General features: G+C 43.8%; 19 protein-coding genes, 1 tRNA gene and 1 other RNA gene. 6 read left to right on the forward strand and 15 right to left on the reverse strand.

The features are described 5' to 3' along the window. Nucleotides 1-157: 157 nt before the first annotated feature. A complete protein-coding gene (locus ACERC6_RS06550; RefSeq protein ID WP_373628253.1) occupies nucleotides 158-349 on the forward strand; it encodes a hypothetical protein in 192 nt (63 codons plus the stop codon). 34 nt (nucleotides 350-383) lie between these two features. On the opposite strand, the gene ACERC6_RS06555 is transcribed toward ACERC6_RS06550, so the two are convergent. The 6 genes from ACERC6_RS06555 to ACERC6_RS06580 all read right to left on the reverse strand — a co-directional run bounded on the left by ACERC6_RS06555 (nucleotide 384) and on the right by ACERC6_RS06580 (nucleotide 7,063). Then, nucleotides 384-1,295 (reverse strand): tyrosine-type recombinase/integrase, encoded by a 912-nt coding sequence (locus ACERC6_RS06555; protein WP_373628338.1) that lies wholly within the window; start codon nucleotides 1,293-1,295, stop codon nucleotides 384-386. Between the two features lie 397 nt (nucleotides 1,296-1,692). Next, nucleotides 1,693-2,051: a transfer-messenger RNA gene (gene ssrA, locus ACERC6_RS06560) on the reverse strand. A 66-nt stretch (nucleotides 2,052-2,117) separates the two neighbouring features. Then, the gene (locus ACERC6_RS06565) at nucleotides 2,118-2,900 is read right to left on the reverse strand and encodes a WG repeat-containing protein (protein WP_373628254.1); all 783 of its coding nucleotides are present in this window, start codon (nucleotides 2,898-2,900) and stop codon (nucleotides 2,118-2,120) included. A gap of 61 nt (nucleotides 2,901-2,961) precedes the next feature. Beyond that, on the reverse strand, nucleotides 2,962-5,781 hold the full coding sequence (gene glnD / locus ACERC6_RS06570; RefSeq protein WP_373628255.1) for a [protein-PII] uridylyltransferase: 2,820 nt from the start codon (nucleotides 5,779-5,781) through the stop codon (nucleotides 2,962-2,964). A 27-nt stretch (nucleotides 5,782-5,808) separates the two neighbouring features. Then, complete coding sequence (gene map / locus ACERC6_RS06575; RefSeq protein WP_373628256.1) at nucleotides 5,809-6,597, reverse strand: type I methionyl aminopeptidase; 789 nt, start codon at nucleotides 6,595-6,597, stop codon at nucleotides 5,809-5,811. Between the two features lie 115 nt (nucleotides 6,598-6,712). Next, nucleotides 6,713-7,063 carry a beta-lactamase hydrolase domain-containing protein gene (locus ACERC6_RS06580; RefSeq protein WP_373628257.1) on the reverse strand — a complete coding sequence of 117 codons (351 nt, stop codon included), beginning with the start codon at nucleotides 7,061-7,063 and terminating at the stop codon, nucleotides 6,713-6,715. Between the two features lie 309 nt (nucleotides 7,064-7,372). Here ACERC6_RS06580 and ACERC6_RS06585 point away from each other — a divergent pair, with 309 nt between their 5' ends. Beyond that, complete coding sequence (locus tag ACERC6_RS06585) at nucleotides 7,373-9,460, forward strand: FAD-dependent oxidoreductase (RefSeq protein ID WP_373628339.1); 2,088 nt, start codon at nucleotides 7,373-7,375, stop codon at nucleotides 9,458-9,460. A gap of 105 nt (nucleotides 9,461-9,565) precedes the next feature. Here the strand turns inward: ACERC6_RS06585 and glyA are convergent, their stop codons facing one another. Beyond that, complete coding sequence (gene glyA, locus ACERC6_RS06590; protein ID WP_373628258.1) at nucleotides 9,566-10,948, reverse strand: serine hydroxymethyltransferase; 1,383 nt, start codon at nucleotides 10,946-10,948, stop codon at nucleotides 9,566-9,568. Nucleotides 10,949-11,099: 151 nt separating this feature from the next. Continuing rightward, the gene (locus ACERC6_RS06595) at nucleotides 11,100-11,774 is read right to left on the reverse strand and encodes a chorismate lyase (protein WP_373628259.1); all 675 of its coding nucleotides are present in this window, start codon (nucleotides 11,772-11,774) and stop codon (nucleotides 11,100-11,102) included. Nucleotides 11,775-12,058: 284 nt separating this feature from the next. Between ACERC6_RS06595 and ACERC6_RS06600 the strand changes: the two genes are divergently transcribed. Both ACERC6_RS06600 and ACERC6_RS06605 read left to right on the forward strand, forming a co-directional pair. Beyond that, entirely contained in the window at nucleotides 12,059-13,660 is a 1,602-nt protein-coding gene (locus ACERC6_RS06600; RefSeq protein WP_373628340.1) for an isocitrate lyase, read from the forward strand. Between the two features lie 89 nt (nucleotides 13,661-13,749). Then, a complete protein-coding gene (locus ACERC6_RS06605) occupies nucleotides 13,750-15,927 on the forward strand; it encodes a malate synthase G (protein WP_373628260.1) in 2,178 nt (725 codons plus the stop codon). A gap of 144 nt (nucleotides 15,928-16,071) precedes the next feature. Here ACERC6_RS06605 and leuE read toward each other — a convergent pair whose 3' ends face one another. The 3 genes from leuE to nagZ are packed head-to-tail and all read right to left on the reverse strand — an operon-like array spanning nucleotide 16,072 to nucleotide 18,854. Next, nucleotides 16,072-16,722, reverse strand: a complete 651-nt coding sequence (leuE, locus tag ACERC6_RS06610; protein WP_373628261.1) for a leucine efflux protein LeuE — start codon at nucleotides 16,720-16,722, stop codon at nucleotides 16,072-16,074. A 14-nt stretch (nucleotides 16,723-16,736) separates the two neighbouring features. Further along, on the reverse strand, nucleotides 16,737-17,726 hold the full coding sequence (locus ACERC6_RS06615; RefSeq protein ID WP_373628262.1) for a manganese-dependent inorganic pyrophosphatase: 990 nt from the start codon (nucleotides 17,724-17,726) through the stop codon (nucleotides 16,737-16,739). Nucleotides 17,727-17,735: 9 nt separating this feature from the next. Further along, a complete protein-coding gene (gene nagZ / locus ACERC6_RS06620) occupies nucleotides 17,736-18,854 on the reverse strand; it encodes a beta-N-acetylhexosaminidase (protein ID WP_373628263.1) in 1,119 nt (372 codons plus the stop codon). Nucleotides 18,855-19,030: 176 nt separating this feature from the next. Here nagZ and ACERC6_RS06625 point away from each other — a divergent pair, with 176 nt between their 5' ends. After that, nucleotides 19,031-21,202, forward strand: coding sequence for a carboxy terminal-processing peptidase (locus ACERC6_RS06625; RefSeq protein ID WP_373628264.1), 2,172 nt, complete (start codon nucleotides 19,031-19,033; stop codon nucleotides 21,200-21,202). Nucleotides 21,203-21,319: 117 nt separating this feature from the next. On the opposite strand, the gene ACERC6_RS06630 is transcribed toward ACERC6_RS06625, so the two are convergent. The 3 genes from ACERC6_RS06630 to ACERC6_RS06640 form a co-directional block, all read right to left on the reverse strand. Beyond that, on the reverse strand, nucleotides 21,320-22,861 hold the full coding sequence (locus tag ACERC6_RS06630; protein ID WP_373628265.1) for an ATP-binding protein: 1,542 nt from the start codon (nucleotides 22,859-22,861) through the stop codon (nucleotides 21,320-21,322). A 193-nt stretch (nucleotides 22,862-23,054) separates the two neighbouring features. After that, nucleotides 23,055-23,777, reverse strand: a complete 723-nt coding sequence (locus ACERC6_RS06635; RefSeq protein ID WP_284673346.1) for a response regulator transcription factor — start codon at nucleotides 23,775-23,777, stop codon at nucleotides 23,055-23,057. 212 nt (nucleotides 23,778-23,989) lie between these two features. Next, nucleotides 23,990-25,063 (reverse strand): efflux RND transporter periplasmic adaptor subunit, encoded by a 1,074-nt coding sequence (locus ACERC6_RS06640; protein WP_284673345.1) that lies wholly within the window; start codon nucleotides 25,061-25,063, stop codon nucleotides 23,990-23,992. Nucleotides 25,064-25,229: 166 nt separating this feature from the next. Here ACERC6_RS06640 and ACERC6_RS06645 point away from each other — a divergent pair, with 166 nt between their 5' ends. Beyond that, the gene (locus tag ACERC6_RS06645) at nucleotides 25,230-25,757 is read left to right on the forward strand and encodes a cytochrome b (RefSeq protein ID WP_373628266.1); all 528 of its coding nucleotides are present in this window, start codon (nucleotides 25,230-25,232) and stop codon (nucleotides 25,755-25,757) included. Between the two features lie 179 nt (nucleotides 25,758-25,936). Here ACERC6_RS06645 and ACERC6_RS06650 read toward each other — a convergent pair. Next, nucleotides 25,937-26,012, reverse strand: a tRNA-Phe gene (locus ACERC6_RS06650). Nucleotides 26,013-26,059 lie beyond the last annotated feature (47 nt).

Genomic DNA, 26,059 nt, shown 5'->3' on the forward strand with positions numbered 1-26,059 from the left:
ACCAGCTACGCACGAGTAAGGACTTGATATGATGTATGTACACACAGGACTGTACGAACTGCCGATATTGATGACGGTGCGATACAGACCACTTAATTATTATGAATTTTGTTTGTTGTGGGCGTATAAGTGCAAATTATCCATCTAGGAGGGAAAAATGATTAATCAGCAAATCCAATGGCTCACCCAAAAAGACATGGCAAAACGACTGGGTGTGTGCGTCAATACCTTTAAGGCTTACTATCGTCCGAAATACCCACCCAACGCTCAGCGTGGCAATAAGGTATATTGGACGCTGGAAAATGCCATTCGCATTGAACAAGAAATTAATGGCACGACCGTATCATAAAAAATCTAATACAAGGGGCAAAATGCCCCTATTTTTATGCCTGCCAATCAGCGACAATATCCGCCCACCAGCTCATGAGTGCCACACGCTCGTCCCAGTATTCAGCACGGTTATAGACATGGCGGACATCTTTTTTGGTGTGAGCCAGCTGTCTTTCAATCACATCAGCACGCCAAAGCCCACTGTCATTGGCGACCGTAGAAAACAGCGAACGAAAGCCGTGCGTGGTCATACGACCGCCAAAGCCCGCCCGTTTGATGACTGCCAGCACACTTTCAATCGGCATGGGCTTGGCAGGATTGCTGTGATGTTTAAACACAAAGCCGTCATCAATGCGTGAGCTGTGTAACTCCTTTAAAATCTTTAACGGCTGACTGGCAAGCGGGACGGCGTGTTCAAGCCGTGTTTTCATGCGATAGGCAGGAATAACCCACACGCCTTTATCTAGGTCAAATTCGTCCCATGTCGCCTTGCACAGCTCGCTGGGTCGCACCGCCAGATAATTTGCCAGCGACAAAGCAACAGGGGCAAGTCCGATGGTGGGCGTTTTTCTGATGGTTTGCCAAAAATCCACCATCTCATCAGCGGATAATGTTGCCATATTTTGCACGGTGTGGTTGGGTATGATGTTATCAACCAGCGTGCAGGGGTTGTTCTGGGCGTATTCGTGGGCGATGGCATAGTTGAATACTTGCGATAAGAGGCGTAATGAGCGTTTGGCAGTCTCGTATGTGCCTTGTGCGACCATTTGGCTGACGGCTTTTGAGACCATCGCACGGCTGACATCTGACACTGCCATGTCCTTAAAATCGTTGGTGATGTAGGTCAGACGATAGATGACGGTGTATTTGTACTTCTCACTTGTCCATTGCTTGCTGTACAGCTCTATCCATTCATGAATGAGTTCGCTGACTGTAATGGGCGTTAGTCCTGCATTGTCTTTGATTTGATTGGCAAGCTCTCGGGCTTTCTTTAAGCTGGTGGCGGGGTATTCGCCAAGTTTTTTGCGTTTTCGCTTGCCAAGGGCGGTGTATTCTAATACCTAAGACTTACGACCTGTTGGCATGACATCAATGGATAAGCCTTCGCCTGCTGATAGCGAGTAGCGTTTTTCGGTGGGTTTTAGCCCTTTGATTTTGTTATCTGTGAGCATTGGTGTGTGTATCTCGTGTGTGGCTGTGTGTCGCCGTGTGTGTAAAATCGTTTGATATTCGTTGATTTACTATGATACAATATGACTTTATGAGATACAACAAGACAATAAAAAAGCCTTGATTTACAAGGCTTTTTTGATGGTTTATGACACTTAAAAATAATTGATGATTTTTAGTGATTTGGATATGTGGTGGAGATGGCGGGAGTTGAACCCGCGTCCGCCAGCACTACGCCCATAGTTCTACATGCTTAGAATCTGTCTATGGCTTTAATCCGCACCGAACCGACAGTCAGGTAGGATTGGACGATTTGCTAAAAATTTCGCCTGATTCATCGCAACACTAAATCAGACTATCCTTTGTGCGTTCGCATCGGGGTGAGCAACCAGACCAAAGGCAATCTGTGCCGACCCAAGTAGCCCTTAGGCTGCTAGTGCGTAAGTTTCGTCGTTTGCGACTATTTTAATTGGTACTGTATTTACAAGAGATTACCACTCTTGGCATGCACTATTAGGTTTCATTACCAGCGTCGAAGCCAGAACATCCCCAATAATCCTATCATTCTAACAGATAAAATGGATACTGACAACCATAGATGGTGTTAATTTGCCTATTTATCGTGGTTGAAAAGGCACTTCTTTGCCCGCTTTGTTGATATAATGGGCGTGATTATCCTTGATGACAAAGGCGACGCCATCAATGAAGTTGGCAGGCGTGTCATAGACCAAATCGATGGCTACATCGCCTTTGGTATTTAAGTAGCCATAGCGATAACCGTTCGTTGTCTTAATGCCAACCGATGCCAAACCTTCAGAAAAATCCTCAGCGGTGTCGTACATGGCAGCGATGATGGTATTCCCATCTTTATTGATAAACCCCCACTTATCGCCCACCTTGACACGCACCAAACCATCTTCAAACCAATCGCCTGTATCGGTGTAGCTTGGGGCGATGGCGATTTTGCCTTTTTTATCAATAAAGCCAAATTTGCCATGCTTTTTAATCTTGGCACGCCCCTCCCAAAAGCCCCATGCGTTGGTAAACTGTGGCGTGATGACAATTTTGCCTTTTGGATTGATGTAGCCAAATTTGCCATCTTGTTTGATGAGTGCTAGCCCATCATCAAAACCCTCCGCTGACTCAAAAGTCGCTGGAATGATGATGTTGCCTTGAATGTTGGCGTAGCCGTATTTGCCGTTTTTGCTGACGACAAATAAATTTTCATTGTATTGGCAATCAGGGCTTTCTTGGGCGAATTGATAACCTTGGGGCAGACTAATGCGACTTTGGCAAGAGATTTCATTGTCGGTGTTGGCGTGTGCTGTACCGATATAACAGGCAACAGCCAAACTTAGGCTAACAAGAGCGAACTTGGGATAAAAAACGGATGTATTCATAAGTTTATGTGTAGCATGAATCAGTTGGGGTAACTATAAAATAAAATCGTTTGCTATTGTATCATGCCAAAGCTTCAATCACAGCGACTTTTAATGTAGTTAATTTGTCAGCATCTAATGTCTGATTATTTTTATCGCTCAAATAAAACATATCTTCGGCACGCTCGCCTAAAGTAGTAATGCGTGCCCCATGCACCTCAACCCCTAATCGGCTAAAGACCAAGCCTAATTTTGCCAGTAGAGCAGGGCGGTCTTTGGTAACTAAGGTCATCATATGATGACCTGTGTGTGTAACCGAAGTCGCTTTGCTAAACTGTACTTGGGTGGGTACGGTAAAGTGTTTTAGTTGAGCATCTAGCGTAAAGTTGCGTGGCATTGTTTGGGTTAGTCCATGCGTGAAGGCATGGATTAGCTTATCGATGAGTAGCTGTCTGCGGATATCATTACTTAGAATGTCATCTTGTGTACTACCTGTGATGGCATGACGGTCGATGAGTACATAAGAATCAAGGGCGACAGGCTGTCCATTGATATCGGCAGTCAAGATAGTAGCATCTAATACGGATAGTCCTAGATGATCTAGCACGCTGACGGTGGCAGCGAATAAATCATCTTGGTCTTTGGTGCAGATAAATAGCTGTAAAGCGTTGAGTGCTAGGTCTGAGTGCGTACGCAGGGCGATGATGGGCAGGTCTTGCGATAGGCTATCTTTGCCTTTTAGGATCTCGCTGGTCTGCCATGCGATGTCATGGTGTTTTTGTTTTAAGAAAAATTCATCGCCAAAATCTGCCCACAGTGCATCAATCTGATGGGTGGCAATGTCTGCCATTAGCTTCTTGGCTTTGATTTTTCGGTTGGCGATAATGGCGTCTTTATCGGCGGCATCAATGCCTATGCTCAGCACTCGGTGCGTACTGATGTATAGTTGTTTTAGCAAAGATGCTCGCCAACTGTTCCATAGCTGTGAGTTGGTGGCGTTCATGTCAGCAACTGTCAGCACATACAGATGATTAAGATGGGCAATCGTACCTGTAAATTTGGCGAATTTTCTGATGACCTCTGGGTCAAAGATGTCTTGTTTTTGGGCGGTTAAAGACATGGTGAGATGTTCACGAACAAGCCATGCAACAAATTTCGTGTCTTCATCGCTCAGTCCGTGCGTCTTGGCAAATTCATGGACATCTACCGCCCCAAGTTCACTGTGGTCGCCGCCACGCCCTTTGGCGATATCATGAAATAGTGCAGCGATCACTAATAGGTCTTTGCGGTTAATCTTTTGATAAACCTCGCTGACTAGGTCAAATTTCTGCTGATATTCGGCGTTACTGGTGTCGCCAAAGCGGTGTAAAATGCGAATGAGTAACAGGGTGTGTGCATCCACCGTGTAACGATGAAAGAGATCATACTGCATCAGCCCCATGATTTGCCCAAAGGCGGGTAAATAATTATCCAAGATGCCGTATCGTTTCATCAGTCGTAGCCGATGAAACAAAAAGTTGGATTCTTGCAGGTTTTGTAAAAACAAAGCACGGTGCTTAGGTAGGTTGCGATAATGCTCATCAATCTGTTGATTGGCAAGATATAAAGCACGCAGGGTACTAGCAGCGATTTTTTTGATGCCATGTATGCCCATGATGAGAAAGATTTTAAGCAGAGTTTCGGGTTTTTTGATGAAAATCTGCGTATCTTTGGCGAAAATTTGTAAGTCTTGGTTGGCTAATTTATCGTGTCTGATTAAGGCTTGCGTTGCTATACCATCTTGTTTTAAGGTGGTGTCAATCGGGGTGTTTGTTTGGACGATTTGATAAAAATCTTGGTCAATAGGGAGTGTGGTATAACTGGGCTTAAGATAGCTTTCATTGTAGTAGGCACACAGCATCTCAGACAAGGCGGCGACCTGCATGGCATGGCGATAGTAAGTACGCATCATGCCTTCTAGGGCTTGTGTGAGTTGTGCGGTGCAAGTGGTCTCATCGGTTAAGTGCAGGCGTTTGGCGATGTGTTTTTGATGGTCAAATAGCAGGCGGTCTTCACAGCGTCCTGTGATGGCGTGTAGATGATGGCGAACGCCCCATAAAAAATTCCTAGCATTTGTTAAGCCGTCAAATTCATCAATGCTTAAAAAACCCAATTTGGTCAAATCTGCCAAATCCTGTACGCCATCAAAATAAAACTTACCAAGCCAAAGCAAGATGTGCAAATCTCGCAGTGAACCTGGTGCGGTTTTTATGTTGGGTTCTAGGCTGTATTCGGTGGCGTGATGACTTAGATAGCGTGCTTTAGATTCGCCTGTTTTGGCAGCAAAAAAAGACTTGGCACTCCATGCGTTTTTGACTGCCTGCTTTGGCACATGGCAAAGATTTTGGTTGCCAGCGATGAATCGTGCTTCAAGTAAGGCGGTGGCGACCGTATGATCGGTAACGGCGATGTTGGTGTCTTCTTGAGTGCGTACGCTGATGGCAGGCGTGATGCCAATATCCCACAGCATTGCCACGAACTGCTCTATGGATTGGGTGTGGTCATCTAGCGTCTCGCCAAGAATTAATATATCAATGTCTGAGCAGGGCAATAGCTCCTCTCGACCATAGCCACCAATGGCGAACAATGACAGCGTCTCACTTAGATATTGACAAAACAATCCATGTAAAACAACATCTACAGCATGGGTGCGTAGCTTGATGAATAAACCCATCTGAGAAAATGCCTGCTCTCCTAAAATGACGACTTTATCGTCAATGGTGGCATTGATGTGTTCTAGCCATGATTTAATCAGTGTGACATCAATGTTGCATTCTTGGCTACAAAGGTCTGGCAGGGGCTTAGGGTGGATGCCAAGTGTTTTGGCATGCTGGTAGAAAGCATGATGGCTAACGGTGGTCATGGCATCTCCTAAGCCTTATTGTGGTTGTCAATGCAAAAAGCTCAAATCCTCACCCAGTCGTTGGGTGGTAACAAGGCATCCGTTATCAGTAACAATCAGCGTGTGTTCCCATTGGGCGGATAGTTTTCGGTCCTTTGTGATGGCGGTCCAGCCATCTTTCATGATTTTGGTTTGCCAAGTACCTTGGTTAATCATGGGTTCGATGGTAATTGCCATCCCTGTTTTTAGTTGCACGCCTGTGCCTTTTTTGCCATAGTGCAGCACTTGTGGTTCGGCATGAAAGGTTTTGCCGATACCGTGTCCGCAGAATTCACGCACGATAGAGAAGCGTTCTGGCTCAACCACTTCTTGAATGGCAGCACCGATATCGCCAAGATAGGCACCGTCTTTGACGACTTTCATGCCGGCATATAGTGCTTTTTGGGCGGTGTCGCAGATGCGTTTTGCCATGACAGAGCCTTCACCAATAATCCACATGGCGGAAGTATCGCCATAGTAACCATCTTTGATGACAGTAACATCGATGTTGATGATGTCACCATCTTTTAAGATGCGTTCATGGTCGGGCATACCATGGCAGACGACATGGTTGATGGAGGTACAGAGTGTGAACGGATAGCCTTGATAATTAAGGCAGGCGGGAATGGCGTTTTGTACTTCGGTGATGTGCTTGTATGCCAAATCATCCAAAAAGCCTGTGCTAACACCTGCTTTGACATAAGGGTCTAGCATTTCTAATACTTCTGCTGCCAAGCGACCAGCGACTTTCATTTTTTCAATTTCGTCAGTCGTTAAGATGGGGATATTTTTACTCATGATGAACCTAGTTTGTTAATTTTTAAAAACTTATCAATAAAAATGGGCGAAAATTAACGCCCATTTTACTAAATTTTTGATATTTTTGCTTGATTTTTCAATAAGGCTTACTGGCTTACTCTTCATCTAACAAATCACGCTCACGAGCTGCCTGTAAAATGATGCTAGAACGGTTGCCTGAGCGACAAAAGATGTGCAATGGGCGTTCGGTGGCATTAAAAAAATCAGCAAACTCTTGCACATGATTCATATCTAGCATACCACCTGCAAAAGCGATTTGTTTATAGATGATGCCGTGTTCGGCACAGGCAGTACCAATCTCATCGGAGGTGGGCTGACCAACTTCCTCACCATCTGGGCGGTTGTTCACGATGGTTTTTACGCCTTGCTTGGCAAGTTCTGCGACATCATCAGGTGTGATTTGACCTGAAATGGTGATGTGAAATTCGGGAGCGACTTCAGTCATGATAATTCCTAAATAATTCGGTTGTGTAAAAAGGTAGATAAGACTAGCTTACCTTTTTTTTAGTATTTTAGCAAATGCTTTTGGGTAATTGGTGCGTGCCTGTCATCATGACCATGTGGTCAAATCTGCAAAAAATCACAATATCAAACCGACCTTATGATAAAATTAGCCGATAAGTCAGCCAGTGCTAGCAGTCGCCAATCATCAAGGATTTTTATGAAAACATTGTTTAAATCAACGCTAAAAAATGCCGTGCAGCTTGGCGAAAGATTATCTGCCAAACAACCAAGCCGTACCCAAATTGCTCAGATGGATCAACCCGTTCATCATGATGGGCTGACATACCCACATTTGTTTCGCCCACTTGATTTGGGATTTGTGGCGTTAAAAAACCGCATTGTTATGGGGTCTATGCACACAGGTCTTGAAGATAGATTTTATCATTATGGTAAATTGGCACGCTATTTTGAAGCACGAGCCAAGGGCGGAGTGGGACTGATCATTACAGGTGGCATCTCGCCTAATAAAGAAGGCTGGCTAACACCGCTTGGTGGCACACTAAACACAACTACCGATACGGTGCATCACCGACGAGTTACTCGTGCAGTACACAAGCACGGCACCAAGATTTTGCTTCAGATTTTGCACTCTGGACGCTATGGCTATCATCCTTTTGTGGTCGCACCCAGTCCGATTAAGTCGCTCATCTCGCCTTTTAAGCCACGCCAAATGTCAATCAAGAACATCCGTGCTACCATTCAGGATTTTGCCCATACCGCCCAACTTGCCAAAAAATCAGGCTATGATGGTGTGGAAATCATGGGTTCAGAGGGTTATTTGATTAACCAATTTTTATCGGCACGCACCAATCATCGTAACGATGAATATGGTGGCAGTTTGGATAATCGTGCCAGATTTGCTCTTGAGATTGTTCATGCGGTGCGTGAGGCGGTAGGGCGTGAGTTCATCATTAGTTTTCGGTTGTCTATGGCGGAGTTTGTTGAGCATGGAGCAACCATGAGTGATGTCATCATGTTGGCAAAATGGCTCGAGCAGGCAGGTGCTACGCTCATTAATACGGGTATCGGCTGGCATGAGGCACGCATACCAACCATCGTAACGGCTGTGCCACGAGCCAGTTTTGTTCGCTATACTCAAGCGGTCAAAGAGGTGGTATCCATTCCTGTCATCGCAGCCAATCGCATCAATATGCCTGCCACTGCCGAGGCGATATTAGCGAATGGTCAAGCGGATATGGTGCAGATGGCACGCCCATTTTTGGCAGATAGCGAATGGGCGAATAAGGCAAAAGAGAATAAAGACCGGTTGATTAATACTTGCATTGGTTGTAATCAAGCCTGTCTGGACCATACCTTTAGCGGTCAAAGAGCGTCTTGTTTGGTCAATCCATTGGCGTGCCATGAGACAGAATATGTCATTAAACCTGCCAAAAAAGCCAAAAAAATCGCTGTGATTGGTGGTGGTGTGGCAGGCATGATGGCGGCACTGACAGCAAGCCAAAGAGGGCACAAGGTTTCTTTATTTGAAGCCAAAGAGGTGCTAGGCGGGCAGTTTAATTATGCCAAAGTTATCCCTGGTAAAGAGGAGTTTTTTGAGACGATTCGCTATTTTCGTGAGCAGCTTGCTTATCATCAGGTGGATATCCAGTTGGAGACTAAGGTTACTCGCCAGATGTTAGAAAAGATGGTATTTGATGATGTCATTGTGGCGACAGGAGTTGTGCCACGCTCGCTACAGATGGCTGGGGTGAATTTGCCCCATGTCATCAGTTATGCCCAGTTGCTTTCAGGTGAAAAGATAGCGGGCGAAAGGGTGGCCATCTTGGGTGCTGGTGGTATTGGTTTTGATGTGGCGGAATTTTTAGCACATGGCGGTCAAGTGTCTAAGCAGGTTAATGATACCGATTATGAACCAGTAACTCAAACGACCGAAGCTTTTTTTAGGCAGTGGGGCGTTGATGGCGAGGCAAATTATACCACACAGGGGGGATTGATTGCTCCACAGTATGTCAAATCATGTCGCCAGATTTATCTATTGCAACGCAGTGAAGATGGATTTGGTAAAACCTTAAATAAAACCACAGGCTGGGTGCATAAAGCCACCATCAAGCAAGCAGGCGTCAAACAAATCGGTGGCGTCAGTTATGAGCGTATCACCGATGAAGGTTTGTGGATTAAGGTGGCAGGTCAATCACAGCTTTTGCGTGTAGATACGGTGGTGCTTTGTGTGGGTCAAGAATCGGTCAATACACTAATGCCCAATGTGGGTGATGCTCCTAAGGCACAGTATCACATCATCGGTGGTGCTAAAAAGGCCGAACGACTTGATGCTAAGCGTGCCATCAAGGAGGGCTTTGAGATTGGCTTGCAAGTTTAGTGGCTTGTCTTGTCTTGATGCTTAGTTTTGGTTTATTAAAAACGCTAAGGTATCCAAAAACAAAAGACCGATTGGAGAATCGGTCTTTTTTAGATGCTCAAATGATTAAGCTTTATTGATTTTTGCCATTGCTTTTTCATAGAGTTCATAGAACTTGTCTTTGGCAGTATGAATCAGCTCGCTATCGGCTTGTTCATCAATCATATCACTGATTTTGCTAAACAACTCTTTGGTTTTTGATTTTTGATAGACAGGTAGGCGAGCACAAAGCTCGGTTACTTTGGTACGCACTTCGCCTAATACTTTTTTATCGCCACGAGCATCTAAGATATCACAAATCCAACCTGCCAGTTCTACACATTCTGCTTCTTTAAAGTCACGAGTGGTAACAGCAGGGGTGCCGATACGAATGCCTGAGGTAATAAACGGTGATTTAGGATCGTTTGGCACAGAGTTTTTGTTCACGGTGATGTGAGCATCGCCAAGCCATTTGTCCGCTTCTTTACCTGTAATGCCTTGTTTGATTAGGCTGATAAGCATTAGGTGATTTTCTGTACCACCAGAGACGACATCATAACCACGCTCAATGATGGTTTTTGCCATCGCTTGTGCGTTTTTGACCACTTGTTGTTGATACTCTTTGAATTCAGGACTCATCGCTTCTTTGAAGCACACCGCTTTGGCGGCGATGGCGTGCATGAGTGGACCGCCTTGCATGCCAGGAAAGACGGCTGAATTTAGTTTTTTCTCAATTTCTTCATTTTTCTTTGCCAAAATCAGACCAGAGCGTGGACCACGCAAAGTTTTGTGGGTGGTTGTGGTTGTTACATCAGCGATTTGCACAGGGTTTGGATAAACGCCTGCTGCCACAAGACCTGCCACATGAGCCATGTCCACCATTAGGTAAGCACCTACGCTGTCGGCAATCTTGCGAAAACGCTGCCAATCCATGACTTGGCTATAAGCTGAGAAACCTGCGATGATCATCTTAGGCTTATGTTCATTGGCTAGGCGTTCAACTTCATCATAGTCAATCAGTCCGTTATCATCGATGCCATAATGCACGGCATTATAGGTTCTGCCAGAGAATGACACGCTAGCACCATGCGTCAAGTGTCCACCATGAGCTAGGCTCATGCCAAGTACGGTATCGCCTGCTTCTAGTAGGGCAAGATAAACGGCGGCGTTGGCGTTAGAACCAGAGTGTGGCTGAACATTGGCATAATCCGCCCCAAATAGCTCTTTGGCACGATCAATGGCAATCTGTTCGATTACATCCACATGCTCACAGCCACCATAGTAACGCTTGGCAGGATAGCCTTCGGCATATTTATTGGTTAGGTTGGAGCCTTGGGCGTGCATGACGGCAGGCGAGCAATAGTTTTCAGAAGCGATAAGCTCGATATGGTCTTCTTGGCGTTGCCCTTCAGCGTCAATCGCAGCAGCGATATCTGGGTCGTAGGTGTAAAGTGAGATGTCTTTGAACATGGTTTGCTCCTTGACGAAGTTGTAAAATAAGTAGTGCTTTGTAGTGTACCATAATTCATCAAAAATAACAGAGTGCTTTGCGTATTTTCATATAAAAAATGCAGGGTCATGCTCACCAAGTAGTAACAGCCTATCCATATCTATTGATTTATTACAACAAACTTTGCACAAAGGTATTTAAAAATACTTCTTGAATTAAGATGGGGCGTGTGTGCCAGTCATAGATGGTGATCCGACCAAATTGCCCAAAGTCGTTGATTAAACGCCGTTTATAGGGCAGGGTTTGATTTTTATTGAACATGACATAGCCAATCGGTGTGTATTTTAGGTGGCATAATCGCTTGGCATCACCTTTTAAACTGCTGATGGGAAAGATGCTTTTGGCATGAACCCAAGCGGTATCATCATCGCCATCTTGTCCAAATAGCAATACTTCTCGTACCCATGCTAAGGCAGGTCGGTGTAGCGGTAGGTTTAGATGTGATTTTTGGGAGGTGTTGAGCAGGTCATAACCTTCATGGATAATCTTGATTTTTAAAGGTTGTTTGGCTTTGGCTTCTAACAAGGCGGTCAGCGAGCCTTGTGCGTGCAAATAGGGCAAGAGGGCGTTGGGCGGTGTCATGTTAAATGGTTGGTGATTAAGCTGATGTTGAAGTGTGGAATAAAAATTGTTTGTTGATTTTAGCATAAAAATGAAGATGGATTGGTTGGATTTGTCATCAAAAGTTGTCAAAATAGATGAATGATTGGGTAATTTGTTACAATTTTTTGAAATTTTTAGGGTATTTTCGTTGTGTTTTTTAGGTATTTTTAAGAAAAATGGCATTGATACATTTTAAGAAATAGAGTTTGGCTTCATTGGTTTAACAAAGTTTTTTTGTATTTAAATTATCAAATATTATAATGATTTTTTATCTATCATTTATTTAAAAAATAGTGAACATTATGACTTGCTATTGGATTAACGATGAAGTTTTGAGTATGCTGTATCACAAGAATCACAGGCAAATAATTATCCATCGGTAATAATTACCCATCGGCATAGGCAGTGATTTGGTCTGGTGTGGCAATCGCTACTCAGATAACACATTACAAGGAATTTAGGAGGCTATCATGACTTATCAATCCGCATTAGAGCATATTCGTGCTGTTAAAGAAAAACTAGGTGGTACTTGGGGGGCTATCCGCCCAGAAGATGCTGCTCGTATGATTGTCCAAAACCGTTTTAAGACTGGTCTTGACATCGCCAAATACACCGCAGCGATTATGCGAAAAGATATGGCAGAATATGATGCCGACCACACCAAATATACTCAATCATTGGGCTGTTGGCATGGCTTTATCGCTCAGCAAAAAATGATTGCCAACAAAAAATACTTTGGCACAACAAACAAACGCTACATTTATCTATCAGGCTGGATGGTGGCTGCTTTGCGTTCTGAATTTGGTCCATTACCCGACCAATCCATGCACGAAAAAACCGCTGTGCCAAAGCTGATTGAAGAGATTTACACTTTCTTACGCCAAGCAGATGCCAAAGAGTTAAACGATTTGTTCCGTGCCTTACAAAAAGCAGAACAAGCAGGCGATACCGCTAAGGTTAAAGAGATTGAAAGTCAGATTGATAACTTTGAAACCCATGTTGTGCCAATCATTGCTGACATTGATGCAGGTTTTGGTAACGAAGAAGCAACTTATCTTTTGACCAAACAAATGATTGAAGCGGGTGCGTGTGCCATTCAAATTGAAAACCAAGTATCTGATGCCAAGCAATGCGGACACCAAGCAGGTAAGGTAACCGTACCACATGAAGACTTTTTGGCAAAAATCAACGCCGTGCGTTATGCGTTTTTAGAGCTTGGTGTTGATGATGGTGTGATTGTGGCTCGTACTGACTCAGAAGGGGCGGACTTGACCCAAAAAATCCCTGTTAGTCGTGAACCAGGCGATTTGGCATCAAAATACATCAGCTACCTAGAAACCACTGAAATTGACATTAGCGAAGCTAAAGAAGATGAGATTCTTATCAAGCGTGATGGCAAATTGCACCGCCCAACTCGTTTGCCATCAGGTCTGTATCAGTTCCGTGAAGGCACACAGCATGACCGTGTGGTACTAGACTGTGTAACCAGTCTTCAAAATGGTGCGGACATGATTTGGATTGAAACACCAACCCCTGATGTGGCAGGTATTGCAAGTTTTGTTAATGACATCAAAAAGCAAGTGCCAGATGCCAAATTGGTGTATAACAATTCGCCATCATTTAACTGGACAATCAACTTCCGCCAACAAGCCTATGACCGTTGGGTTGCCGAAGGGCGTGATGTGTCAGGCTATGAGCGTGATAAACTGATGGATGCCAAATATGATGATTCTGAGCTTGCTCGTGATGCTGATGACAAAATCCGCACCTTCCAAGCAGACGCAGCTCGTGAAGCAGGTGTGTTCCATCACTTGATTACCTTGCCAACTTATCACACCGCAGCGTTGTCTACACATGAACTTGCTAAAGGCTACTTTGGCGATGAAGGTATGTTGGCTTATGTTGCAGGCGTACAACGCAAAGAAATCCGTGGCGGTATCGCTTGCGTGAAACACCAAGCCATGACAGGTTCTGATATTGGTGATGACCACAAAGAGATTTTCTCTGGCGAAAATGCCCTAAAAGCAGGTGATGCCAGCAAGAACACCATGAACCAATTTGGCGGTTAATTCTCGCTAAATCCTAAGTGTGTAAACAGTGTTTTACTGTCAAGGTAAAGCACCGTTTTTGTTAAAAATCTAAAATTTAAGGATGAAAAATGTCAACTACTCGTATCCAAAAAGGCACGCTTGCCATTGACAAGATTTTATACGATTTTATTGAAAATGAGGCTTTGCCTGTAGCAAAGACGGTGCTAGATATTGATAGCGACCGTTATTGGGCAAATTTTGAACAGGTGGTGGTAGATTTAACACCAAAAAACAAAGCACTGCTTGCCCATCGTGATGACCTACAGACCAAAATTGATGATTGGCACAAGAACAATGTTTATGAGTTGGGTGCGTATAAGGACTTTTTGAAGCAAATTGGCTACATAGAGCCAGAGGTTGCTGATTTTACGATTGAGACTAAGAATGTGGACGATGAGATTGCGACCATTGCAGGTGCTCAATTGGTTGTGCCTGTGCGAAATGCTCGCTACGCCCTAAATGCAGGTAATGCACGGTGGGGTAGTTTATATGACGCACTCTATGGTTTTGATGTCATCAGCGAGGCAGACGGAGCTGAAAAAGGCAAAGAGTACAACCCTGTGCGTGGTGCTAAGGTCATTGAATTTGCCAAAAATTTTCTTGATGAGACCTTTGCTTTGACAGATGGCTCGCACGCTGATGTTACTGCTTATAGTATTGATGATGGTCAATTATCTGCTACCATTGGTGATAAAATCAGCACCCTAAAAGACAGCGAAAAACTGGCAGGATTTAATGGAACGGCTGATAATCCCAAGCAGATTATCCTAAAAAATAACGGCTTGCACGCCATAGTGGAGATTGACCGTACACACCTAATTGGCAAGGACGATAAAGCAGGTGTCAAAGATATCATTTTGGAATCTGCGGTTACTACCATTCAAGACTTAGAGGATTCTGTGGCAGCGGTAGATGCTGAAGAAAAAGTAGAAGGATATCGCAACTGGCTTGGACTCATGAAGGGCGATTTGAGTGAAAATTTAGAAAAAAATGGCAAAATCATCACTCGCAAACTAAACGCCGACCGCACCTACACCGACCTAAATGGCAACACCAAAACTCTGCACGGGCGTTCGGTGATGTTACTACGCAATGTTGGGCATTTGATGACCAACCCTGCGATTTTGGTCAATGACGAGGAGATTTTTGAGGGCATCATGGACGCATTGATTACGCCATTGCTATCTGCCATTGATATCTGTGGTAATAACAACTTGCGTAACTCACGCACAGGCTCAATGTACATTGTCAAGCCAAAAATGCACGGTTCTGACGAGGTTGCTTTTGCTGTAGAATTGTTTGAACGAGCAGAACAGGCCATTGGCTTGCCACCTAAGTCCATAAAAATGGGCATTATGGACGAAGAAAAACGCACCAGTGTTAATCTAAAAAACTGTATCTTTAAAGCAAAAGAGCGGACAATCTTTATTAATACAGGCTTTATGGATAGAACAGGTGATGAGATTCATACCGCCATGCAGGCAGGAGCATTTGTACGCAAGGGGGATATTAAGGGGCAGACTTGGTTCAATGCTTATGAAAAAAGAAATGTTGGCATTGGGCTGTTGACTGGGCTTCTTGGCAAGGCTCAAATTGGTAAAGGTATGTGGCCAAAGCCCGATGAGCTTGCCGAAATGTACCGCACCAAGATTGAGCATCCTGAGGCAGGAGCGAGCTGTGCTTGGGTGCCATCGCCAAATGGAGCGACAATTCATGCCATTCATTACCACAAGTGCAATGTCGCCAAACGCCAAAGTGAAATTAAAAATGAAGAGATGCCAAGTATTGATGACTTGCTAGCCATTCCGCTTGCTGTCGATACCAGTTGGACAGATGATGAAAAGCAAAAAGAGCTAGATAATAACTGTCAAGGTATTTTGGGCTATGTTGTGCGTTGGGTGGATTTGGGCGTTGGTTGCTCTAAAGTGCCTGATATTAATAATGTGGGGCTTATGGAAGACCGTGCGACCTTACGTATTTCAAGCCAGCACATTGCCAACTGGCTGACGCACGGTATTGTCACTAAAAACCAAGTATGGGATACCCTAAAACGCATGGCAAAAGTCGTGGACGAACAAAATGCGTCCGACCCTGCGTATCGCCCTATGTCGTCAGATTTTGAGAACAACATCGCCTTTAATGCGGCGGCCGATCTCATCTTCAAGGGGGCGACCGAGCCAAGCGGTTATACCGAGCCGTTATTGCATCAGGCAAGATTGAAATTAAAAGGCTATCAGGGTGATTGATTGCCTTGCAACTGATCGGATTGTTGATAAAACCTCAAAGTACTGGCTTTGGGGTTTTATACTTGGTAAATAATATCTAAAAAACTGCCCATGTAAACAAAATAACTTGGTGCATGATGATAACAATCCTGCCATCTTGTTGGTTTATAACTTGGCAAGCCATAAGTTTACCCCAAACCCAATGAACAACAAGCCCACCACAAGCATTGCTATAGTCATGATTATCGGACGAGAACCAAAGCTCTCTGCTAATTTTTTACCACTAAAAATCAATAGGGTTAAATATAAGAAGCTGATGAATTGCAAAATCAACGCCAAAATAAAAAAGCTCAAAAACGGCTTATCATAATCAGGGCGGACAAATTGCACAAAAAACGATAAAAAAAACAAAATCGCTTTTGGATTGGTCAGACTCAAGGACAAAGAGCGGTAAAAATAATTTTGTTTGTCTGTTTTGGGTGGGGTAAAACGCTTATTGGCGATAAGATGACGATTTTTAAAAGTCTGGTGTGCTTCAATGATTAGCCGTATGCCCAGATACGCCAGATAGCTACCACCAATCAGCTTGATGCCATCAAAAACACTTGGATAAAGTTTTAATAAGGTGCCTGCCCCAAATACGGTTGCTAGGATGAGCATGGCGTCTCCAAGCAAAATCCCTGCCATCACCATAACCCCTGCTTGCCTGCCTTGACTTGCTGATACTGACAGACAATATAGGCTATTAGGACCAGGTAAGGTGATGATGACAATCACGCCAACAAGATAGGTAATTAGGTTGTCAATGCCGAACATGGGTTAATCCTTTTTTAACTGATTGACTTTTCAAGATGATGCTTTAGTGTCGGTACTAGCTGTTTTTTACGGCTGATGATGCCTGTCAAGGTGAATAGTCCGTCATGTGGTGTGGTGTGAAAGGCTTGGCTAATGATGGTGTTTTGGACTGGGTCATGAGCATAAAGATGGCTGATTTTATTTTTGATGTCCACGATGGCAATCATAAGATGGTCAAGTCGTTTTTCTTTGGTTAATTGCTTGGCACTATCGCTTAGCTCGTTTAAGCGATGAAATATCTGCTTGGGGTCTAGCGTCTCAATGCCAGCAATCCCCCATGTCTGACCACCGATATCATACTCTTTATAGTCCATCAGTAAAATCTCATGAGCACTTAACCAAGATAGGTTGCTTTTTGCGGTGAACATTTTTTGGGCATAATCATCTTTGTCTTTTATGCTAAGATTGGCAATGTTCATCAAGTGGTGCAGAGCGTGCCTGTCGTCATCAGTGGTGGTAGGACTGCTAAGATTGAGTGTATCTGAGATGATGGCAGAGAGCATCAGCATACAGAGCATGGGTGTGATATCAATACCTCTCATGACGAACATTTCATATAGGATTGTGCAAGTACAGCCTACAGGGCGAATGTGAATCTCAGCAGGTGTGGGCGTGCTGAGATTTAACTTATGGTGATCAATCACATAACGAATGTCAAAATCGGATAAATTGGCGATGGATTGGGCTTGCTCGTTGTGGTCGGTTAGACCAATCTTATCACCTTTATTCAGTGTATCTAAGGGCTGACTGGGGTCAAGGTAGGGAAGTAGTTCATTGGGCAGACCGTCCATCTCTGCTTGAAAATTGGTAAATAGGTAGTCAAGCACAAAGCGTGTTTCAAGGTTGGGTTGACCCAATCGGTATGCGGTGGCATTGATGTGCTGTGCATTTAGATAGTATGCCAAAGCAAAGGCGGATGCAAAGGCGTCTGTATCGGGGCTTGTGTGTCCAAAGATATGATGCATGATTGTGTCTTATGTGAATGAAGCCTTGTCTGAGTGGTTGGTGCTGGTTGATGTGGTGTAGTTGGTGGGGTCGTTATTGTCTTTGTTGGCGTGAATCGTTTCATCAGCAAAGAAGGCTTGATGAATATTGGCTTTGGCACGCTCATAACCATCAAAGGCAAGACGGCAGGTACTGACCAAATCTGTTTGCCAAACAGGAATCGCACTTTTCATGCGAGTAAAGCGGTTGGGTACATCGGGCATACTTTTGGCGAATTCCACTGCACGCAAGGCATCATCACGACTGTTACACACAAGTGCCATGTCGCACCCTGCTTCTATTGCAGATTTGACACGCATGGTAACATCTCCTGCAACATGAGCAGCTTTCATGGACAAATCATCTGAAAACAAGACGCCATCGTAACCAAGTTTTTCTCTTAAAATATGTTGTAGCCATACTTTTGAAAAGCTTGCTGGCTTATCATCAATTTGACTAAAAATCACATGGGCAGGCATGAGAGCACAAAGTTGTGCTAAATTATTGCGAAAACTCACCAAGTCGCACGCCCAAATCTCATCAAAACAGCGAGTATCTACGGCGTCTGAGATATGCGAGTCAGGGGCGATGGAGCCATGACCTGGAAAGTGCTTACCAGTGGCTTTCATGCCAGCATCATTCATGCCATCTATAAAGCGTGAGGATAGAACGGTAACGACTTGGGGGTTGGCATGAAAGGCACGGTCGCCAATCACAAGACTGCACCCATTGATATCAAGCACAGGAGCAAAGCTAATATCTACGCCCACCGCCAATACCTCACACGCCATAAGATACCCTGCGTCATACGCAAGCGATAGAGCAAGCTCTTGATTTTTATCATAAACATCTCCCAATCGCCCCATCGCAGGCAAGGGCGTAAAGCCATCTTTAAAGCGTGCTACTCGCCCACCTTCTTGGTCGGCTGCAATAATAAGATGGGGATTGACCGCTCGCATACCGTCAGTCAATGCTCGCACTTGGGTAGGGTCTGCTACATTACGCTTAAATAAAATCACACCACCTAATGCGTCATGTGCCAAAAATGCTTTATCTTCATCGGTTAAGGTTAAGCCATCAATGTCTGCCATGATGATACCAGTTGCCATGATATATTCCAAATAACAGTGTAAAAATTACCGCTTATTATGCCATGATTTTGGATAAATGTATCAATTTATAGAGATTTGCTCACAAAAACCATCACACAAGAAAGATTGAGTATGATAAGATAATGCGAATTTTTCTTAAGTTAATTTCTCTTATACTGATATTAAGGATAGTTATGAAGCAACAATTTTTATGGTCAGGTATGGCTGCAGCTGTGGTGGGTGTCATGCTGGCTCAGTCGGTCAGTGCGGTGGCAGCTGATGCTGATAAAGAAGGCTTTGAGCCAAGCATTGAACAAAAAGTTACCGCACGACAAGTCTCGTTTTTGCTTGACCGTTTTCACTATCTAAAACAGCCTCTTAATAAAGAGATGAGCAAACACATCCTTGAAACCTATTTTGATAGTCTAGATGCATCACGCACGCTACTATTGCAGTCGGATGTAGATGAATTTATGGCAAAGTATGGCGATACTTTTGCTGAGCGTCTAAAACGAGGGGATTTGACGGCAGGGATTGAGATTTTTGAGCGTTATCGCACTCGTGCCAATGAATATTATGATTTTGCTAAAACTGCTTTAAATAAAGAGATTGACCTTTATACCGACCAGAGCATCGTGCTTGACCGTGAAGAAGCACCTAGATTTAAAAGTAAAGATGAGCAATTACAATATTGGCAAAATCAGACAGCGTACGCCTTAATTAGCATTATTTTAAATCAAGAAGATGATAAAGCAAAAGATGATGCCTTTATTAAAAACCCTGAGTTATCTCGTGGGCAGGATTTGGTTAAGGGTGAAAATCGCACACCTAATGAGATTTTGCTAAACCGTATTGACCGTCAAAAAAAGCAACTGGCTCGTCTAAAAAATGATGAGATCATGGAGGGTATCTTAAATTCCGCCATGATGGCATATGATCCGCATAGCAACTATTATGCCCCTGTTCAGGCGAATGAAATACAGATTCAATCAAATCTGCAACTAGAAGGTATTGGTGTGTCCATCCGCCCTGACCGCAAAAACCCTGATTATATGCGTATTGTTACTTTGGTTGATGGTGGACCAGCCCAAAAGACAGGTCAGGTGCGTCCTAATGATCTGATTTTAGGCGTGGCTCAAGATGGCGAAGAGATGATTGATACCATTGGTTTTAGCACTCGTGAAATCGTGGCGTTAATCCGTGGGGCGAAGGGTACATCTGTTACCATTCGTGTCAAACAGCCTAATGCCCCAGATAGCTCGGTACGCAATGTTACCATCGTGCGTGATGTCATCAAACAAGAAGAATCAGGCGTGCATCATCGGGTGGTGGAAGTGCCTTATCAGGGTGGTATTAAGCGTGTGGGTGTGCTAGAGATTCCTAGCTTTTACCTAAATTTCACTGCACGCCGTAGTGGAGCGGGGGAAGATGAATACCGCTCTGTCAGCCTTGACACCGAAAAAGCGATTAAGGCGTTAAATGCACAAAACATCGATGGCATGGTGGTTGATTTGCGCAACAACCCAGGTGGTTCGCTTGATGAGGTGGCGAAAATGATTGGGCTATTCATCAAAGAAGGTCCAGTGGTGCAAATTCGTGATAATCAAGGCAATGTGCAAGTCTATGCTGATAAAGATGGCGGTAAACAGCTTTATGCTGGCGATATGTCGGTGCTGATTAATTTGGGTTCAGCGTCAGCATCCGAGATTTTCTCGGCAGCGATTCAAGATTATGGGCGTGGGCTTGTCATTGGTAGTACCACGACAGGCAAGGGTTCGGCACAGACACGGCATGATGATTTGGCTTTGGGTTCTGCTTCTATCACACAGCGTAAATTTTACCGCATCAATGGTGGCAGTACCCAAAATAAAGGCGTTGAGCCAGATATTGAGTTGGTTAATATCTACGAAGGCATCGAATTTGGTGAGCGAGAATATAAAAATCCACTGGAATGGGACACAATTCCTACCACCAACTACACCGCTGAAGGTAAATATAGCAAAGCACTCATTGAGCAATTAGCGGCAGCGTCTAAAGTGCGTCAAGCCAAAGACCCTCAGTTTGTTTATCTAAGCGAGCTTAACGCCATTCGCGCTCTTGACGATCGCAAAAAGCCAGTTGATGTCAATATTGACAAACGCCGTGCCAAAGACAAAGAGATAGAAAACCGCACTTTAAATGCTGCAAATGTTCGAAAGCAAGCAATGGGAGAAGCTCCTTATACTGATTGGGCAACCTATCAGGCAAGCGTGGATGCACTGGCTGAAGAGCGTGGGGCAATGAAAGAAAATGAACGACCAAAACTCCCTGAAGATGAGGCATATGTTATCGAGGCGGCTCGCCTGATGTTTGATGCTAAAAACTAAGTAAAATCTTGAAGTTTTACCATCATCTTTTAAAACACCAAACAATAAAGCTGTCAGTAAGACAGCTTTATTGTTTGGTTGGGATAACCAAGTAAGATTGTCTGTTTTTGGTTTAGGTTAGTCTCGATTAGAGCTATCTTTAAGGGTGTTTTTACCTTTTAAGGGTAATGTTACCAAAAAACGAGTTTTACCCTGCCAAGTATCGGTGGTGATTTTACCTGCATGAGCTTCAACGATTTGCGACACCAAAGACAACCCCAGTCCTGAGCCTTTTTTCTCTTGTTTTAGGCGAACAAAGGGGCTAAAAATATCCTCTCGCTTGTCCTTTGGAATGCCTTCGCCTTGGTCAATAAAGGCAAGTACAGCATAGACAGGCTCTTTGGGTGCGTTGTCTTTTTGACGAGTAAAACGCAGCAGGGATTTTTTAGATTTTTTTGGTGCATCGTCATCAAGCTGACTTAAAGGGGTTTTTGCCAAATTATTTGGGATTTGGGCAGCACAGGATAAATCAATGCTGTTATATAGATACACTTCAATGGGTGGTACGCCATGAATCATGGCATTGTTTAGTAGATTTCTCACAAGATGTGTAAGAAGTTTGGGCTGTGCTGTTATGATGACCGATTCGGCAAATAGCGATACTTCTGAATAATGTTGGCACTCGCTCTTGACAAGCTCATATAGGTCAATTTGGTCGGTTGCTTCTAGAGCATGACCTGCATCTAAACGACTTACCAATAAAATGCTCTCAACCAATTCATTAAGTCCTGTCAAATCACGGTTAATGGCAGCGGCACGCTTGTCAAACTTGGATTTGGTGTCGTCATCAAGTTTGGCAACGAGCATATCCATCATCTCAATTTGTAAGCGTATGCGAGTGATGGGCGTGCGAAACTCGTGCGATGCGTGTGCCAGTAGTAGGTTGTTGGCGTTGATGAGTTGTTCAATTTTTTGGGCAGATTGGTTAAAACCATAAGCAAGAGAAGCGATTTCGTCATTGCCCTGTTCGCTGACCCGCACGCTAAAATCCCCATCGCCAAGTTTGACCATCTGCTGACTCATGTGGTTGATACGCCAAGTAATGTTGCGAGCAATCCACCATAGCACCGCTGACATGATGAGTATAAGAAGCAGTGTGCCTGTGAATAAGTTTAGTGCTGCAGAACCAGGCTTTTCTTTGGGTGGAATGCGACTTTCATACCATAGATGATAGCCTGCACTATTATCTAGTATCACATGATGATGAGTGGGTGAGAATACACCAGGAATGATGGCATCTAGCCAATCTCGATCATTGATGAGCCTGACTGGTAATGTGCTGTCTTCGGTTTGTAGTATCAGCTCGCCTGTAGGTGAGTACAGACCGATTTTGGCGTTTAGACTTTCATCAAAAATATCAAAACTGCGTTTGACCACCGCCAAGATAAAGCGCGATTTTAAAAGTTCGTTTTCTTTATTTAGGGCTTCTGCTTGAGTGATAAGGGGGTCAACTTGTGCCAAGATTTGTTCAGCGACAGCTTTAGCACGCACGGTATCGGAGTTATTGTGTACCAACTGAGCAAGAAATACCATGGCGATGGCAAAGGCGATGATTGCCAAAAATACACTAATGAATAGCTGAGCAAATAATGAATTTAAACCAAAAGAATGATGTTTCATATACCCAAAAACCACCCAAAAATCAAACAAAAGTTACAACTAATTTTGATAACTCATGCCGGCTTTGGCCAAGCTAGCATAAACCAAGCTGATGACTTGTATGATAAACTTACAATCTTATAACACAAGTCATCACAACACCAAATTCGCCCGATAAAAAAAAGACCATCAAGCGATGGTCTTTTGGCTTGAATTATAATTGGTCGGTGGCGAACTGATAGCCAACACCACGCACGGTAATGATGCGTTTTGGTTGGCGTGGATTGTCTTCAATCAACGCACGCAACCGAGAGATATGCACATCAATAGCACGGTCAATATTCTCTGAACTGTCGTCATTTGGCATGGCTTGCCATAACTGCTCACGATTTAGCACCTTGCCTGCATGGGTGGCAAAATAGTGCAGTAGTTGGAATTGATGCGTGGTTAAGCGGACAATCTTATCATCAATGGTAACTTCGTGGCTGTCAGGAAATACGGTCAATCGCCCAAAAGTTAAACTACCAGAATGTAGGTCGGCTTGGTTTGGGGTTTCGTGGCGACGCAATACCGCACGAATGCGAGCAAGTAGCTCTCTTGGCTCAAAAGGCTTTGAGATGTAATCATCTGCACCCATTTCAAGACCTAGCACACGATCGGTGGTGTCGCCTTTGGCGGTCAGCATGACAATCGGAACTTTATTTATTTGTGGATTTTTTGCTCCACGCACCCTCTGGCATACTTGCATGCCGTCCATGTCAGGGAGCATAAGATCAAGCACGATTAGGCTAATGTCTCTTTCTTTTGCATCTAATAGGTCAAGACCTGCTTGACCTGTGGCGGCATGATGCACTTCATAGTAATTCATTGACAGATAATCGGTGATGAGTTCTGCCAAATCTGGATCATCTTCGATAAGTAGGATTTGTTTATTCATAAGTTTTCCAATTGATACTAAAATGATTGACTGTCTTTAGATAAAAATAAAATAGTAATGATATTTGGGTGGGTATATCTTGCCAATATTTTTGGACATTGACAAGTGTTATTTTGTAGCAAATCAATACTTTTGATGAAAATTGCGTAATTTTTCTAAGAATTGTGCAAAATTTCTCTATTTTTGATAATTGGCTGTAACATTTGATGTCGTCACTCGACTCTGACCTGTTTACCGGCTACCTGTTTTGGTAAATGCGTTAAGACAACCAAACTGTCTTCGGTAATACCTGATACCAAAAACCGTCGTGTATTTGGTTGATATTCAATGACATGGATTTTGGCAAAATGTAGTGTGGCGTCTTGTTTGATTACCCACGCATGAGCGATAATAGGGGCTTGTGGTTTATAGGGTGGTTGGTGTAGCCTGTCCAAATCAAGTGGCTTGGCGTATTCATCAACGATGGCAAAATCAGGCAGTAATGCACCAACTTCTATTTGCCCATATTCTATTACTGCTTTGGCAAGTTGATCTGATGGTAGCTTAGACCAAATGATGTCTTGTGGCAAGATTTTGATATGCACATCAATGGCGTTAAGATCACTGGGTTTGATGAGATGTTTAACTTGTCCGCTAAATCCTTGTCCATCGATACCAAGCTCAACTGTATCGCCGATAGCAATGTGCTGTTTTAGATGAGCTGGCAGGCGACTGACTAGCTTATACTCAGAGACATCGTTGATGGTGATGAGCGGAGTGGTGGGGTTGATGATGCCTAGGGGATTTGTAGTCATGCTAGCAACTACGCCATCAAAAGGGGCGATAAGCGATATCTCTGGGATATTTGGTGGCATCTCTACCAGTTCATCGTTGTCCAGATTGTCTGTTGGCGTGGCTGTTGTGTTTTGGGTGGGTGTTAGTACACCAAGCACCGAACCTTTTTTAACCGTATCGCCTATTTTGATAAACCATTGCTTGATGGTGGCATCTGTTGGACTGTATAAAGTACTGCTTTTTAAAGGGGTGATGATGCCTTGTAGGGTAAAACTTGGCTGATAGCGTGCAGGCTTGATAGAACTTAGGTGTATTTTGGATAATATGACCTTGTTGTCTGCGTATCGCACAGGGGTGCTATTGATGTCTAGTTGTAATTTATGATCTTGATATTTGATGGCAGAGTCGTCTTGCTCGTGTGGTTGGGTGGTATCTTGCGTCTGTGGCTGCTGACACGCCACAAGCAGGCAAGAAATACTAAATAAAAACCCAAGCATGACGGCAGTACGCATACAGATTACCAAATTTGCTAAAATGCTTATCATAGCACACAATGTGTATGATTGTGCGACTGATGTGTAGATTGTTTCAATTCACTGTCTATTTTGGTAAAATCAACATATAATGCGGTAAAAAACAATCAAGACAAGCCAATTAGCCGTCGCTAACGGAGATTTTATGAGCAATATCCATGATGCCACCAACACTAATTCTACCCAAAAATATGCGTTATTGGTGCGTGTTTTTCACTGGATTGGGGCGTTGCTTATTTTGATGGCTTTTATTGCCATCAATCAAGGTGATGAGTTTGTGGGGTTACATAAATCTATCGGTGCAAGTTTTCTATTATGGACGATATTGCGTATCTTGACACGCTTTGTTACTACAGCACCTTCGCCTGTATCTGCCCCTGCTTGGCAAAAGACCATCGCTCATTTGACTCATGTGGCACTCTATGTGGTCATGCTTGCCATGCCGATAAGTGGTGTTTTGATGTCTATGTATGGTGGTCGTGGCGTGAGTGTGTTTGGTCTGTTTGATTTGCCAACCATCGTGTCAATCAACCCAAGCATGGCAAAGCTGATGAACTTATGGCATACCCAATTGATTTGGTTGGTGATGTGGTTGCTTATCGTCATGCACATCGGAGCGGCATTGTATCATCAGTTTGTGATCAAAGATGGCTTGCTTAATAGAATGCGGTGATTGCATGATGGCTGATTGCCATGATGAATTGTGAAAATGGCTTGAAAAGCTGAGCTGATACCAATTAAAAGCTGTCCGATGACGGCTTTTGCTTTATGAGCAAGCTGAGTAATTCAAAGGAGCTATCAAGCAATGGGCAAATAAAAAAATACCCAACCGAAGTTGGGTATTTTTAAATATGGTGGCGTGAGGCAGGATCGAACTGCCGACACACGGATTTTCAATCCGTTGCTCTACCGACTGAGCTATCGCGCCGTATTTAGCTTTATTGGCTAAGTGGTGCGTATTATATATGATTTAAA

Origin of the sequence: Moraxella sp. E33BD (assembly GCF_041807865.1) — a bacterium.
GTDB lineage: Bacteria > Pseudomonadota > Gammaproteobacteria > Pseudomonadales > Moraxellaceae > Moraxella > Moraxella haemolytica.